Source organism: Roseisalinus antarcticus (assembly GCF_900172355.1).
GTDB lineage: Bacteria > Pseudomonadota > Alphaproteobacteria > Rhodobacterales > Rhodobacteraceae > Oceanicola > Oceanicola antarcticus_A.
This window is the reverse complement of the sequence record NZ_FWFZ01000011.1, coordinates 123,590-137,233: the sequence shown is the minus strand read 5'-3', so window position 1 is coordinate 137,233 and position 13,644 is coordinate 123,590. Positions and strand designations below refer to the sequence as shown.

Genomic DNA, 13,644 nt, shown 5'->3' with positions numbered 1-13,644 from the left:
ATGCGACCGTTCTACGAGCAGTATTTCTACAATCGCCGGCCTCGCAAATCCGGCGGCGAGAAGTTCCTGCCCCATTTCATCAACGACTTCCTCGCCTGGCACGAGGAAAGCCTGGCCGAGACCGACGAGGTTCGCGACCCCGAGGGCTGGATGACCGCCTGTTCCCAGCTTGACCCCAAGGAATTCCGCCGCATCGTCCGCGCGGGCGTCGGCGGCTATTTCCGTAAGAACGGCGAATGGCCCGATTTCTGCACTCCGGCCAGTTTCGGCGGCATGAACATCCTGCACTCGCTGCTGATGCCGATGCCTCGCAAGATCCCCGCCGACAAGTTGATGGTGGGCGAGTATATTCCCGAGCGATACCGCGACTGCTGCCGCCCGGCCGAGGTCGTCCGCACCTGGGGCCCGGACGAAACACCGAGCTTCGAGGGCCTGGCCCCCGGCACCTATTTCCTGAAATCCAACCACGCCTCCGCCCAGGTCATGAAGATCGTCCTGCCCTGCGACGAGGCGACCCTGGCCGAGGCCCGCGAAAACGTCGCCACCTGGCTCGCGACGGACTACGGCAAGCAAAGCTCGCAATGGTGGTACCGGTTCATCGACCGCAAGGCCTTTCTCGAACGCGACCTGAACGACGCCAAAGCCGAGGGTCCGCTGACCGATTTCCGCTTCCACGTCATCAACGGCAAGATCTCCGTCCTGCAGATGGACGTGGGCCACGGGACCGAGGATCGCCACAACCCGGTCTACGACCAGGATCTCAACTACCTGCCCTACAACTTCCTGCGCCAGAACCTGCGCGAGGAACCGCTGCCCGAAAACGCCGATCTCGCCCGCGACATCGCCCGCACCATCGGCGCGGGCTTCCAGTATTGCCGCGTCGACCTCTACCTGCGCGGCCGCGAGGTCTTCCTGGGCGAACTCACCTTCCTGCCAAATGCCGGCCGCCGCCACGTTCGCTCGCCCGAACTGGACGAGATGATCTGCGCCGATTGGGACCCGATGCCGAAATTCGTCCGGATATCCGGCAACGTCTGAGGCCTTCTTCTGGTCCGAAATATCCCGGGGGGAAGGGGCGCCGAAGGCGCACCCGGCGGGGGGCAGCGCCCCCCGACCGCCCGGTGTTCGCCGCAGGCGAAACCGGGCTTGCCCCGTGCGCCGAAGGCGCGCCTTCAAGTCAGGCGCAGCAGCTCACGCGGCCCGCTCGGCCGACAGCTCCCGCAGCCAGCTGTCGTCGGCCGCGTAGCCCAGCGACTTCAGCGCCGGCCCGTATCGCTCGGCATAGACCCGCGCGATCTCGGGGGGGAGCTTCCCTTTCCACTGCGCCTCGGCGCCGGAATTGACATGCAGGTTCTGGCGCGCGCTGCGGTCGTCCTCGCGGGCCAGCCCGCCGAACAGCGACAGATCCCAGAAACTGCGCACCGCGCCGTCGATATCCAGCCCCTCGATGTCGCAGGCCTCCAGCACCTGCCGGAACAGCCGGCACTCCGTGTCCCGGATCAGATCCTCGTAGCGCAGCTCATGGGCACGGTCGTGCCCCCAGGGCCAGGCCAGCATCTCGCGGACGGTCTTGTCGTGCTTCTCTTCCATCTCGAACATCAGCCGGGCGTGATCGTCGGGCAGGGCGTTCAGGTGATCCTGGTACGTGCCGCCGCCCCAGGCCTCGCGCCTCTCGCGCAGGAACTTCTCGTTCCCCAGGGGCGCCACCCGGTGATAGCGCATCCCCGACAGCAGCACGTCGCGCGGATCGCGCACGATGTGGATGAACCGTGCATCCTCGCGGGCAAAGAGTTCCGCCGGGAAGGACGAGGACCAGTTGACGATGATTTGCGGGCCGCTCTCGGCCACGTCGGCCAGCCGCTTGGCCCTGTAGCATTGCATGAAGGGAATGTCCTGGGCCCGGGCGATCGCCCGCCAGACCTTCCGCATCCAGATCGTGCCGGTCTTGTGATGGGTGCCGACACAGATAAGACGCGCGCCGCTCATGCCGCGGGCTCCTGCTGGTTCTTGGGGAACACGCCGGTGTCCACGAAGGTCCGGAACTCGGCCACCTTCAGCTGGTAGTCGAGCACCCGGCGCGAACACTCCTTGCAGGCCCGCACCAGCGCGGCGAGGTCCGGATCGGACAGCCATTCCTCGAGGATCGGCCGGATCCCGTCGTTCGGGATCGAGGCGTCGGGGATCGTGTTGATGTCGTATTTCTCCCAATACTCCATATCGATCCGGTCCTTGTTCTTGCTGTTGGCGGTGCCGCGCAGCCGCTTGAGCAGGAAATCCTCGCGGCTCTTGATCGCGTAGTGGTTCACCTGGGCCAGGGAATAGCCCACGGTGTCGGCCCGCGAGCGCCAGCCCTTCAGCAGGATGTGCTCGCCCAGCTCCATCCCGTCGCCGTTCACCCATTTCACGATGCCGGGCTTGATGTCCGTCCGCTCCTTGCGCCATTTCGGCCGGTGCACCCCGAAATAGTCGAACTTCTCCGGCCGAAACAATGTCTTGAACCCCCAGACGAGCCCGTTCTCCGGCCGGTCGAAGCTTGATCCCCTGGTATAGCGGTCGGTGATCAGCGCGTCGAAATCCGCATGGGCCTGCCCGTCGGACCCCATCAGACGCCAGTTCAACGAAAAGGCGTCGGCATCGGGCACCGTGGCGATCAGGTCGTCGATCTTGCGGTCGCCGACGTGGATGTTGAGGTATTCGTCCGCATCCGCGATCAGCACCCACTCGGCCTTGCGCACGAACTCCATCCGTCCCGCGCGGGAATAGGCGGCGCGCTGCGGATCCATCCTTGGGCCCAGCGGATTGTCGAAGTGCCGCACCACGCCCATCTGGTCGAGACGGTTGAGGATCAGGTTGGTTCCGTCGCTGCAATCGTTGGAAAAGAGACAGAAGCCATCGAATCCGATCGACCGGTGATAGGCCAGCCATTCCAGCAGGTAGGGGCCTTCGTTTTTCATGGTCGAGACGACGATCCTGGTCATGTCAGCTCCCCGTCTTTCTGGCGGCTTCGGGTAGCGCCTCCGGCTCCACGGCTGCCTCCGCCTCCGGGCCGGGGACCGGCGCGATGATCCCGGGGTCGCTGGAGATGCCGTTGGAGGCCGAGACAGTGGCCTCCTCGACGATGGTGTCGAGGGCAGGGGCCGGGATATCGAGGCTGACCTTGGCGCTGTTGGGCTGAAGCCGTGGCACGCCCAGGGCTGCGGCCTCGGGCGTGTTCAGAAAGGGGTTGTCCAGGCTCATGGCCACTTCGGTGGCGCTGTCGCGGGCCTGCGCGGTCTCATCCGGCGGGGTGTCGGGCGTCTTGACGCCGGCGGCCTCCAGCAGGGCGGATCGGGTCTCGCCCTTCTTGGCGGTCTGGGTGGCGGCGATCATCTTGGCGATGGTCTTGTCTGGCACGCCCTGGGCCTGCATCTCCTTGACCTTCTCCTGCCATTTCTTCGGCAGGTGCTGCACGAAGAGAACCTCGTCCAGCTGGTCGATGGTCGTCTCGGACGCCTGTTTCAGCTCGGCCAGCCAATGGTCGTATTCGCCCGTGCTGCGCAGCGTTGCGACCCTCGCCTCGTGGAACGCGAGCGCCTCGTCCTGAAGCTTGCGCATGACCGGGTCCGACAGGATCTCGGCCATCTTCTTCTTGACCGCCTTGGCGTGGCGCAGCGCGTTGGTGGCGTCGATCTCGTTGCGGTCGAACAGGGCGAAATAGGCGGCGTTGTACTTGTCTTCCTTGTTGTTCACGTTGCCCCGGACCCGGCGCAGCAGGTAGGCCTCAAGGCTCTTGGTGGCGTAGTGGTTGAGCTCTGCGAGCTTGTAGCCCAGCGTCGGCTTGGTCGACCGCCATCCCGACAGCGAGAATTCGTCCGGCATCGGCTCGCCAGACCCGTTGAGCCACAGTTGATCAAAGAGAATCTTCGCGTTCTCGGCGCTTTGCCGGGCTTTCTTGATGGTCGGGCGGTGGATGCCCAGCTTGATCTCGGGGAAGGGCTTGAACAGGGTCTTGACGCCCCAGCCCTTCTTGAACTTGTCGGGTGCGGCCTTGGTGTAATTCTCGATCACAAGGCCCGGATTCCATTCAGTAAGTCCGGATGAGCCAAAGAATCGCCAGGTGATCGCCATGGCCTGCGCCTCGGGCGGGATCCGCTCGACCAGGTCGGTGATCCAGCCGCGTCCGCATTTGACCGACAGGAACTCGTCGGCATCCATGACCAGCACCCATTCGCTGTTCATCACCTCCGGGTTCTCGGTGGCCAGCGACAGGGCGTTGGGCTGCGGTTTCTTGTCTTCGGGCACCTCGTTGCGGAAATGCCTGACCCAGCCCAGCTCCTCCAGGCGGATCAGCATGTCGTCGGTGCCGTCGCTGCAATTGTTGGTGTAGACGCAAATATTGTCAAAACCGATGTGCCGGTGATAGGCTACCCACTCGACAAGCGAGTGGCCCTCGTCCTTCATCATCGACAGAATCGTATAGGTGTGCCTGGGGCTCATGCCCTGCTCTCCCGGCCCGATGGGCCTGTTTCTGCTTCTGCTCTTGTTCTCGTATCGGTCGCTGGTCTAGCGATGCAATTTGACCTGAGTATGGCGAGACCCTGTTTGCGCCGCAGCATACGGAGCGACCGGAAAAAGTCCACGGACGGGGCCCCGGGGCGCCGGAACTCTTCCCGGCGGCCCCGCGTTGACGAAATGACCTTGACCAACGGCGCTGTAACGCTTTGTTACAGGGCAACCGAAACACCTGCCAAGACAAAAAGGGGGATTTCCCATGGCTTTCGACCTTCCCGACCTGCCCTATGCCCACGACGCGCTCGCCGGCAACGGCATGAGCAAGGAGACGCTCGAATTTCACCACGACATCCACCACAAGGCCTATGTCGACAACGGCAACAAGCTGCTGTCCGGCACCGAGTGGGACGGCAAGTCGATGGAAGAGATCATCACCGGCACCTACGATTCCTCGGCCGTGGCGCAATCGGGCCTGTTCAACAATATCAGCCAGCTGTGGAACCACAACCAGTTCTGGGAGATGATGGGCCCGGGCTCCAGCGCCATGCCGGGTGCGCTCGAATCCGCACTGACCGAAAGCTTCGGCTCGGTCGATGCATTCAAGGACGCTTTCAAGGCGGCCGGCGCGGGCCAGTTCGGCTCCGGCTGGGCGTGGCTGGTGAAGGATACGGAAGGCTCGCTGAAGGTCACCAAGACCGAGAACGGCGTGAACCCGCTCTGCTTCGGCCAGACCGCGCTTCTGGGCTGCGACGTGTGGGAGCATTCCTACTACATCGACTTCCGCAACAAGCGCCCGGCCTATCTCGACAACTTCCTCGAGAACCTGGTCAACTGGGAGAACGTCGCCAGCCGCATGTGATCCTGGCGAGCGACACGAGAAACAGGGCCCGGAGGACATTCTCCGGGCCCTTTGCGTCTGCTCGGGGCGGCGATTGACGGCCCGTTGCCATGGCCTTGGGCGCGTGACTGCCATGCGCCGCGCTTGCCCGGTTTCCGGTGCGCCCCGCAGGCGGTAGGTCGGACCGCCGGCGTGCTGACCCTGTCGGCTCGCAAGCGCCGGCTCCGGCCGGTCGCCGCACGCCGGCCTTGAGGCCGAAATCATGCGGATGACCGGCTGCGGCCCGAATGCATGCACCTTTGCCCTTGCCATTCCGGGCGCGACATGGCCGTTTGCGGCATGTCCGACCCGATCCGTGGAATCCTGGCCATGGTGCTTGCCTGCACCATCTGGGGCCTGTCTTCGCTGTTTTACGCCATGCTCCAGCACGTCCCCCCGGGCGAGGTGCTGGCCTATCGCACCATGTGGTCGCTGGTGTTCTTCGCGTTGGTGCTAGCGCTGCAGCGGCGGGGCGGGGCGATCGTCGAGGCCATCGGCACCCCGCGCCGGGCGCTGCTGATCCTGGCCTCGGGGTTGGCGATCGGGTGCAACTGGTTCGGCTTCATCTACTCGATCCACAACGGGCACGCGCTCGAGGCGTCGCTGGGCTATTACATCTTCCCGCTGGTCGCCGTGGCCCTGGGCCGGCTGGTCTTCGGCGAGCGGATGTCGGGCCTGCAATGGCTGGCGATCCTGCTGGCGGCCTGCGCGGTCGGCGTGCTGACCGTGGGGCTAGGCGTGCCGCCCTGGATCGCGCTGGCGCTGGCGGTCACCTTCTCGATCTACGGTGTCTTCAAGAAACGCCTGCCGGCGGGGCCGGTGGTGTCGGTGACCTGCGAGATGCTGCTGCTGACACCCATCGCCATCGTCTGGGTCGCGCTGAACGGCACCGGCCCGGACGCGGCAACCCATCTGTTGCTGGCCGCCTCCGGCCCGCTGACCGCGACGCCGCTGATCCTGTTCAGCTATGCGGCGAAACGGGTGCGGCTGTCGACCGTGGGGCTTGTCCAGTATCTCAACCCGACGCTGCAGTTCCTGGTGGCGACGCTGATCTTCCTGGAGCCGTACACCCCCTGGCACGCGATCGCCTTCCCGGTGATCTGGGTCGCGCTCGCGCTCTATTCGGGCGCGTCGATCGCTCAGGACAGGTCGTCGCGCAGGGCGGCCTCGAGGGCGGCGAGGTCGGGCACGATCTCGACGTAGCTGCGCAGCATCGGCTCGGCGAAGCCCTCGGCGATCACATGGTCGATCAGCGCCATCACGGGCTGCCAGTAGCCTTCGACATCGACCAGGTAGATCGCCTTGCCGTGCAGCCCCAGCTGGCGCCAGGTCACCACCTCGAATAGCTCGTCGAGCGATCCCGCGCCGCCCGGCAGAAGCACGATGGCGTCGGCATTCATGAACATGACCTTCTTGCGCTCGTGCATCGTCTCGGTGACGACGAAGCGGTCCAGGTCCTCCTTGCCGACCTCGCGGGCCAGCAGGTGGGCCGGGATCACGCCGAAGGTCTTGCCGCCGGCCGCCTGGGCCGCGCGGGCCACTATCCCCATCAGGCCGACATCCCCCGCGCCGTAGACGAGCCGCCAGTTGTTGCGGGCCAGCAGTTCGCCGGTCCCCTGGGCGGCCGTGGCATAGGCGTCACGGGTCCCGTTGCGAGAGCCGCAGTAGACGCAGACGGAATGGGATGGGTGTGACATGGGCAGGCCTTTGCGACAGGTGAATCGGGTGCTCGGAATACTGAGCTTTTGACCGCTCTTAGCGGGCTTGATAACGTCGCTCAATCCCGGCGCGGCGTTTGCCCGGCCGGTCACACTTGGGGAGAGGGTGCCACTGCCATGGCTCTACCTGTCTGGAAGCTCGTCGCACTGCCCGTCGGGGCGGCCGCCGCCGCCGCCGGCGCGGTCGTGCTCGTCATCAACGCCCGGGCGCCCGACGCCCCGCCCGAGGGCGCGCCGCCCGCAAGCGCCGAGGTCGAGAGCGGCGCCCAAAGCCCGGCCCCCGCGGCGGAGGACGCCGCGGAGCCCGGGCAGGGCGCCGTCGAGGCGCCCGTCGCCCCACCGCCGCCCGATCCCGTGCCCGGTTTCGACGTGGTGCGGATAGAGCCCGACGGGGTCAGCATCATTGCCGGCACGGCTGGCCCCGGCCAGTCGGTGGCGCTGATGCTGAACGGGCAGGAGGCCGCGCGGACGGAGGCGGATTCCGGCGGGCGCTTCGTGGCGATGCTGACGATCGCGCCGTCCGACCAGCCCCGCTCGATGGTCCTGATCGCCGATCCCGAGGGCGCCGCGACCCGCTCTGACCAGACCGTCATCGTCTCGCCCTTCGGCCCGCCCGAGGCGCAGGTGGCCGCCGCCGATCCGGCGCAGGGCCGGCCGGAAGGCGCCGACGGGGCCGCGGAACAGGTGGCGGACGCCGGGATTGCGGGCGAGCCGGGCCCGGCCGAGGTCGGACCCGAATCGGAGGACGCATCCCTCGAGGAGCCTGCGGACGCGGCCCCCGAGATCGCCGCCGCCGCCGAGCCCTCGCCGGACGCGGCACCTGACCCCTCCGAGCCGGCGGAGCCGGTCGCGGATGCGACTGGCCCTGCGAGCGCGACGGAGGCGGAAACGGAGACGGCCAGCGCGGCCGCGCCCGACCCCGCGACCATGGCACCGCAGCCGGATGCGCCGCCCGTCGCCGCCGAGGACACGGTTGCGGAGGCGTCGACCGAGCCGACCGATGGCATCCCGGTGGCGCCTGAAACTATCGCCACGGAGGCCGCGACGCCAACCGGGCCGGTTTCGGACGAGGCCCTTTCGGACGTGGCCGTGGCAGACGAGGACGAGACCCGACCGGAGGTTGTGGCCGAGGGTGCTGCCCCGACGGGCGAGGCGCCGGCGGAGACGATGGCCACCCGCGACGTCGCGGAGTTTGCATTGGCAGACGGGGCAACGGCAGACGGGGTGGCCACGGGCGAAGATCTGGCGGAAACGGGCGCCATACCGGACGTCGAGGACGCCGCAACGGAGGATCGCACCCTGGATGCGGCATCCGGGACGGCCAACGCGGCCGGGCCCTCGGATCCCGGGGTGGAGAGCCGGGAGGATCCGGCCGTTGTGGCGGAGACACGCGAGACGCCCGAGACACAGCGTCCCGAGTCCCGGACCGCCGAGGCCCGGACGGCTGAGAGCCAGACGGCTGAGAGCCAGGCCGCTGAGGGCCAGACGGCTGAGGCTGGGACAACTGAGAGCCAGGCCGCTGAGGGTCAGACGGCTGAGGCCGGGACAACTGAGAGCCAGACAACCGAGAGCCAGGCCGCCGAGACAGGGCTCTCCGAGACCCTGTCGGCCGAGCTGGACGAGACGGCGCCGGACTTGCGGGCCCCGGCCCCGACCGGGCCCGCCGAGGTGGCGGATCTGGCGGAGGGGCTCGGCGCATCGCCCGACGACGCGGCGCGGGAGGCGCCGGAGCAAGTGGCCCTCGCCCCGGAAGCGGCATCGCCGGACGTGCCCGACGCGCTGGCAGAGCCCGCCGCTCCGGCAGAGCCCGAGGCGATGACCGGGCCTGGCCCGGAGCTCGAGGCGCGCGCACCCCGGGCCGACGCCGGGACCGCGCCCCCGCCGGGCGGCATCGACGAGGGGCCAACGCGCACCGAGACGGCAGACCTGACGGAGCCGTCCGCCGGGGCGGTGCCCGACGTGGACCTCGCGACCGCGCCGGCCCCCGATGCCGAACGCCTGACGCCGCCGGCCCCGACCGGCGGTGCGCAGGCGCAGGCAGAGGCGCCGCAGGTCCTGCCCTCGGCCCCCACGGTGATCGTCGCCGATTCGACCGGGGTGCGGGTGGTGCAGCCCTCGGGCGGCGAGATGGCGCCGGAGGTGATGACCTCGGTCGCGCTCGACACGATCACCTACGACCCCGACGGCGAGGTCGTGATCTCGGGGCGGGGCAGCTCGGACAGTTTCGTGCGGATCTACCTGGACAACACGCCGATCACTTCGTCGCGGATCGCCGAGGACGGCCAGTGGCGCATGGACCTGCCCGATGTGGACACCGGGATCTATACGCTGCGGGTGGACGAGGTCAGTGCCGAGGGCGAGGTCGTGAGCCGGATCGAGACCCAGTTCCAGCGCGAGGCGCCCGAGACCATAGCCCGGGTGATGGCGGCCGAAACCTCGCGCGAGGGCTTCGCGGTCGCGGTCCGGACGGTTCAGCCCGGCAACACGCTCTGGGCGATCGCCGAGGAACGCTACGGCGACGGGATCCTCTATGTCCGGGTCTTCGAGGCCAACCGCGACCTGATCCGCGATCCGAACCTGATCTATCCGGGGCAGGTGTTCCGCATCCCCGAGGGCGACCAGGGCTGACGGCTCTTCGGGCGACCTGTCAGGCTGGTTGCACCAACCAAGTGGCCTGCCTGCGGCAGACAGGTCTTGCGCCGCGCGGTGCGCGTCGCCGGGCCGCCCGGACGCACCCGGCGGCCCGGATGGCGGGCGGTGGTCCGCGCCATCGGGCGCGGCGGGGACAGCTGCGCGGGCACGGCAGGCCGGCCCGGCGGGGTGGATTGGGCGCGCCGGGCAGGGTGGTTTGCGACCGTGCGCCGGGTGCGTCGGGGAAGAACTGCCCGCCGCCGCTTCCCTTGGCCGGCAAGAGCGCTTAGATCGTCCGAATGGCTCGACGACTTTCAAAAACCGCCCGCAATCTCGACCCCGACTACAAGGTCTCGGGGATCGAGGTCATTGCCCGGGTCGTGCCCTACCTCTGGCCCGAGGACGAGCCCTGGGTGAAGCGCCGTGTGGTGCTGGCGCTGGCGGTGCTGTTTCTCGCCAAGCTGATCGCGGTCGGCACGCCGATCCTTTACAAGGGCGCGGTCGATGCGCTGGCCGGGGAGGGCAGCGCCTTCTACCTCGCCATCGGGGCGGTCGGGCTGACCGTTGCATATGGCGGTGCGCGGCTGATGAACGTCGGTTTCCAGCAGCTGCGCGACGTGATCTTCGCCAAGGTCGGCCAACGCGCCCTGCGGCAGCTGGCGCTGGAGACCTTCGCCCATATTCACCGCCTTTCCATGCGCTATCACCTCACTCGCAAGACCGGCGGCCTCAGCCGGGTGATCGAGCGGGGGGTGAAGGGCGTCGAGTTCCTGCTGCGCTTCCTGCTCTTTTCCATCGGGCCGCTGATGCTGGAGCTGCTGATGATCGGCGTCGTGCTCTTTTTCCTGTTCGACGTCTGGTACCTGGTCGTGGTGGCCGGGGTGATCGCGCTCTATATCCTGTTCACCTTCAAGGTCACCGAATGGCGGGTGAAGATCCGCAAGGTGATGAACGACCAGGACACCGACGCCAACCAGAAGGCGATCGACAGCCTGCTGAATTTCGAGACGGTGAAGTATTTCGGGGCCGAGGCACGCGAGACCCGCCGCTACGACGGTGCGCTGGCGCAATATGTCGACGCGGCGCTGCGCACGAACTACAGCCTCGCCTTCCTGAATTTCGGCCAGTCGGTGATCATCACCGCGGGCCTGGTCATCGTCATGGCGATGGCCGCGGTGGGGGTGTCGAACGGGGCGCTGACCGTGGGCGATTTCGTCATGGTCAACGCCTACATGATCCAGATCACCATGCCGCTGAACTTCCTCGGGACCGTCTACCGCGAGATCCGCCAGGCGCTGATCGACATGGCCGACATGTTCGACCTGCTCGAACAGCCGCCCGAGGTGGAGGACAAGCCCGGCGCCGGGCCGCTGAAGATCGCGGGCGGCCATGTGCGGCTCGACAACGTGTCCTTCAGCTATGACCCCGAGCGGCAGATCCTCAAGGGGGTCGACCTCGATGTTCCGGCCGGCGAGACGGTGGCCATCGTGGGCTCGTCCGGCTCGGGCAAGTCGACCATCGGGCGGCTGCTGTTCCGGTTCTACGACGTGACGGGCGGGGCGTTGACCATCGACGGCCAGGACGTGCGCGACGTGACACAGGTCAGCCTGCACGACCAAATCGGGGTGGTGCCGCAGGACACGGTGCTGTTCAACGACTCGATCTATTACAACATCGCCTACGGCAAGGACGAGGCGACCCGGGGCGAGGTGGAGGCCGCGGCGCGGGCGGCGCAGGTGCACGACTTCATCCTGTCCCTGCCCGAGGGCTATGACACCGCCGTGGGCGAGCGCGGGCTGAAGCTTTCGGGCGGCGAGAAGCAGCGGGTGGGCATCGCCCGCACCCTGCTGAAGGACCCGCCGATCCTGTTGCTGGACGAGGCGACCTCGGCGCTCGACACCGACACCGAGCGCGAGATTCAGGGCCAGCTTCGCGCCATGAGCCGCGGCCGCACGGTCATCACCATCGCGCATCGGCTGTCGACGATCGCGGATGCGGACCGGATCGTCGTGCTGGAGGCCGGCCAGGTGGTGGAACAGGGCAGCCACGAGATGCTGCTGGCCAAGGGCGGGCGCTATGCGCAGCTCTGGGATCGCCAGGCGGCCGAGGAAGAGGCCGCCTGAGGGCACGCCGGCGCCGGGCGGACCTGTGCGATTGTGCGAGGGCCTTCTGTGCGGATCTGCAAAACGGCCCCGCGCGCTTTGTCGATCTGCGGGCTTGCCGAACTGAACCATTCGGTCTAGCTGTCGGCCAGCCCGAAATCCGGAGTTTCCCATGTCCCTGTTCCGCATGGCCCTAGTGCTGGGTCTGTTGTCTGCCGTCGGCCCCTTTGCCATCGACATGTACCTTCCGGCACTGCCGCTGATCGAGCAGGGGCTGGATGCGACGGTGGCCCAGGTCCAGGCGACGCTTACCGCCTATTTCATCGTTTTCGGCCTCAGCCAGCTTGCCTGGGGGCCGCTGTCGGACCGGTTCGGCCGCAAGCTGCCGATCTACGCCGGGCTGGGCATCTTCGCCGCGGCCTCGGTCGGTTGTGCGATGGCGCCGACGATCTGGGCGCTGACGTTGTTCCGGGGCTTGCAGGGGCTGGGCGCGGCGGTGGTCATGGTCACCCCGCGCGCGATCATCCGCGACCTGCACACCGGGGCCGAGGCGACGCGGCTGATGGCGCTGGTCATGCTGGTGATCTCGGTCTCGCCGATGCTGGCGCCGCTGGCGGGCTCGGGGCTGATGGTGCTGGGCGGCTGGCGGCTGATGTTCTGGGTGCTCTGCGGCGGCGTGGTGCTGAGCCTGACGCTGACCGCGCTGGCGCTGCCCGAGACCCTGCCGCCGGAGCGCCGGGTGCCGATCCGCCTGCGCACGATGGTGGCGAGCGCCCGGATCCTGCTGACCGATCCCGGCTTCATGGGGCTGACCTTCATCGGCGCCTTCGGCTTTGCCAGCTTCTTTGTCTTCATCTCGTCGGCGAGCTTCGTCTATGCCGGCCAGTTCGGGCTGAGCCCGGTCGGCTTCAGTATCGCCTTCGCCATGAACGCCGTGGGCTTTTTCGCCTCCAGCCAGATGGCCGCCCCGCTGGGCATGCGGTTCGGCGCGGTGCCGGTGGTGCGCTGGGCCGTCGTTGGCTTTGCCACGATGATGGTCTCGCTGTTCGTGGTCGTGCTCATGGGCGGCGGCAGCCTGCCGGTGATCGTCGCCATGCTGTTTCTCGGCAACGCCTTCCTCGGCCTGGTGGTGCCGACCACGATGGTGCTGGCGCTGGATGCCCACGGCAATATCGCCGGGCTGGCATCCTCGCTGGGTGGCACCTTGCAGATGGTGACGGCGGGGCTGATGGTCACCCTGGCCGGACCGTTCTTCGACGGCACGGCGACGCCGATGGTCGGCGCCATCGCCGTCTGTGCGCTGGCGGCGCTGGCGCTGGTGCTGGTCATGCTGCCCCGCGTGGCGCCCGACAACAGCGCCGTCGGCTGACGCCCTGACCGCCATGGCCCGACCGCTATGCCTTTAGGGCGTAGCGGTCGGGCTCGGCAAAGACATCGATCACTTTTGAGCCGGCCGCGATCGTGGCCCCGTGCTCGACGCCTGCGGGAATGTCGTAGCTGTCGCCCGGCCCATAGAGTCGGGTCTCGCCGCCTATGGTGAACTCGATCCGCCCCTCCAGAACGCTGCCCCATTGCGGCCCGTGGGAATGGGGCGGCAGGACCATGTCCTTGTGGAACGTGAAAAAGACCACGAGGCCCGCGTCCGACCGGATCGCGTTCGACGTCACGACGTCCTCGGGGAAGGGCAGGTCGAGGCCGGGAAAAGCCTGCATGAAGGCGGGGAGGGTCATCTTGCGGTCCTTTCGTCAGAGGAGCTTCGTCAATTTCCGCATATGCTCGTCACATGGCAAGGGCCTTGACGGCAAGACGCCCGCCGGGTCGGGCG

The 13,644-nt window shown here is 67.6% G+C and carries 11 protein-coding genes; 6 read left to right on the top strand and 5 right to left on the bottom strand.

The features are described from left to right. Positions 1 to 1,038, top strand: coding sequence for an ATP-grasp fold amidoligase family protein (locus ROA7023_RS12405; RefSeq protein WP_085879356.1), 1,038 nt, complete (start codon positions 1 to 3; stop codon positions 1,036 to 1,038). Positions 1,039 to 1,191: 153 nt separating this feature from the next. On the opposite strand, the gene ROA7023_RS12400 is transcribed toward ROA7023_RS12405, so the two are convergent. The 3 genes from ROA7023_RS12400 to ROA7023_RS12390 are packed head-to-tail and all read right to left on the bottom strand — an operon-like array spanning position 1,192 to position 4,476. Further along, positions 1,192 to 1,986, bottom strand: coding sequence for a sulfotransferase domain-containing protein (locus ROA7023_RS12400; protein WP_085879355.1), 795 nt, complete (start codon positions 1,984 to 1,986; stop codon positions 1,192 to 1,194). Next, entirely contained in the window at positions 1,983 to 2,978 is a 996-nt protein-coding gene (locus tag ROA7023_RS12395) for a glycosyltransferase family 2 protein (RefSeq protein ID WP_085879354.1), read from the bottom strand. The genes ROA7023_RS12400 and ROA7023_RS12395 overlap by 4 nt, the downstream gene beginning before the upstream one ends. Position 2,979: 1 nt before the next feature. Further along, a complete protein-coding gene (locus tag ROA7023_RS12390; RefSeq protein WP_085879353.1) occupies positions 2,980 to 4,476 on the bottom strand; it encodes a glycosyltransferase family 2 protein in 1,497 nt (498 codons plus the stop codon). Positions 4,477 to 4,750: 274 nt separating this feature from the next. Between ROA7023_RS12390 and ROA7023_RS12385 the strand changes: the two genes are divergently transcribed. Then, a complete protein-coding gene (locus ROA7023_RS12385) occupies positions 4,751 to 5,350 on the top strand; it encodes a superoxide dismutase (protein WP_085879352.1) in 600 nt (199 codons plus the stop codon). A gap of 318 nt (positions 5,351 to 5,668) precedes the next feature. Next, positions 5,669 to 6,571 carry an EamA family transporter RarD gene (gene rarD, locus ROA7023_RS12380; protein ID WP_085879351.1) on the top strand — a complete coding sequence of 301 codons (903 nt, stop codon included), beginning with the start codon at positions 5,669 to 5,671 and terminating at the stop codon, positions 6,569 to 6,571. Here rarD and ROA7023_RS12375 read toward each other — a convergent pair. Continuing rightward, positions 6,508 to 7,065, bottom strand: coding sequence for an LOG family protein (locus ROA7023_RS12375; protein ID WP_085879350.1), 558 nt, complete (start codon positions 7,063 to 7,065; stop codon positions 6,508 to 6,510). The genes rarD and ROA7023_RS12375 overlap by 64 nt on opposite strands. 138 nt (positions 7,066 to 7,203) lie before the next feature. Here ROA7023_RS12375 and ROA7023_RS25085 point away from each other — a divergent pair, with 138 nt between their 5' ends. The 3 genes from ROA7023_RS25085 (at position 7,204) to ROA7023_RS12360 (ending at position 13,188) form a co-directional block, all read left to right on the top strand. Further along, the gene (locus tag ROA7023_RS25085) at positions 7,204 to 9,714 is read left to right on the top strand and encodes a LysM peptidoglycan-binding domain-containing protein (RefSeq protein ID WP_234992185.1); all 2,511 of its coding nucleotides are present in this window, start codon (positions 7,204 to 7,206) and stop codon (positions 9,712 to 9,714) included. Positions 9,715 to 10,016: 302 nt separating this feature from the next. Continuing rightward, positions 10,017 to 11,840 (top strand): ABCB family ABC transporter ATP-binding protein/permease, encoded by a 1,824-nt coding sequence (locus ROA7023_RS12365; RefSeq protein ID WP_085879349.1) that lies wholly within the window; start codon positions 10,017 to 10,019, stop codon positions 11,838 to 11,840. A gap of 151 nt (positions 11,841 to 11,991) precedes the next feature. Next, positions 11,992 to 13,188, top strand: a complete 1,197-nt coding sequence (locus tag ROA7023_RS12360; RefSeq protein WP_085879348.1) for a multidrug effflux MFS transporter — start codon at positions 11,992 to 11,994, stop codon at positions 13,186 to 13,188. Positions 13,189 to 13,213: 25 nt separating this feature from the next. On the opposite strand, the gene ROA7023_RS12355 is transcribed toward ROA7023_RS12360, so the two are convergent. Continuing rightward, a complete protein-coding gene (locus ROA7023_RS12355; RefSeq protein ID WP_085879347.1) occupies positions 13,214 to 13,549 on the bottom strand; it encodes a cupin domain-containing protein in 336 nt (111 codons plus the stop codon). Positions 13,550 to 13,644 lie beyond the last annotated feature (95 nt).

What these genes read in the sequence shown, in the direction of transcription:
- ROA7023_RS12360 (WP_085879348.1), top strand. Translation starts at nt 11,992, where the DNA reads ATGTCCCTGTTCCGCATGGCCCTAGTGCTGGGTCTGTTGTCTGCCGTC.
- ROA7023_RS12355 (WP_085879347.1), bottom strand. Translation starts at nt 13,549, where the DNA reads ATGACCCTCCCCGCCTTCATGCAGGCTTTTCCCGGCCTCGACCTGCCC.
- rarD (WP_085879351.1), top strand. Translation starts at nt 5,669, where the DNA reads ATGTCCGACCCGATCCGTGGAATCCTGGCCATGGTGCTTGCCTGCACC.
- ROA7023_RS12375 (WP_085879350.1), bottom strand. Translation starts at nt 7,065, where the DNA reads ATGTCACACCCATCCCATTCCGTCTGCGTCTACTGCGGCTCTCGCAAC.
- ROA7023_RS12385 (WP_085879352.1), top strand. Translation starts at nt 4,751, where the DNA reads ATGGCTTTCGACCTTCCCGACCTGCCCTATGCCCACGACGCGCTCGCC.
- ROA7023_RS12405 (WP_085879356.1), top strand. Translation starts at nt 1, where the DNA reads ATGCGACCGTTCTACGAGCAGTATTTCTACAATCGCCGGCCTCGCAAA.
- ROA7023_RS12395 (WP_085879354.1), bottom strand. Translation starts at nt 2,978, where the DNA reads ATGACCAGGATCGTCGTCTCGACCATGAAAAACGAAGGCCCCTACCTG.
- ROA7023_RS12390 (WP_085879353.1), bottom strand. Translation starts at nt 4,476, where the DNA reads ATGAGCCCCAGGCACACCTATACGATTCTGTCGATGATGAAGGACGAG.
- ROA7023_RS25085 (WP_234992185.1), top strand. Translation starts at nt 7,204, where the DNA reads ATGGCTCTACCTGTCTGGAAGCTCGTCGCACTGCCCGTCGGGGCGGCC.
- ROA7023_RS12365 (WP_085879349.1), top strand. Translation starts at nt 10,017, where the DNA reads ATGGCTCGACGACTTTCAAAAACCGCCCGCAATCTCGACCCCGACTAC.
- ROA7023_RS12400 (WP_085879355.1), bottom strand. Translation starts at nt 1,986, where the DNA reads ATGAGCGGCGCGCGTCTTATCTGTGTCGGCACCCATCACAAGACCGGC.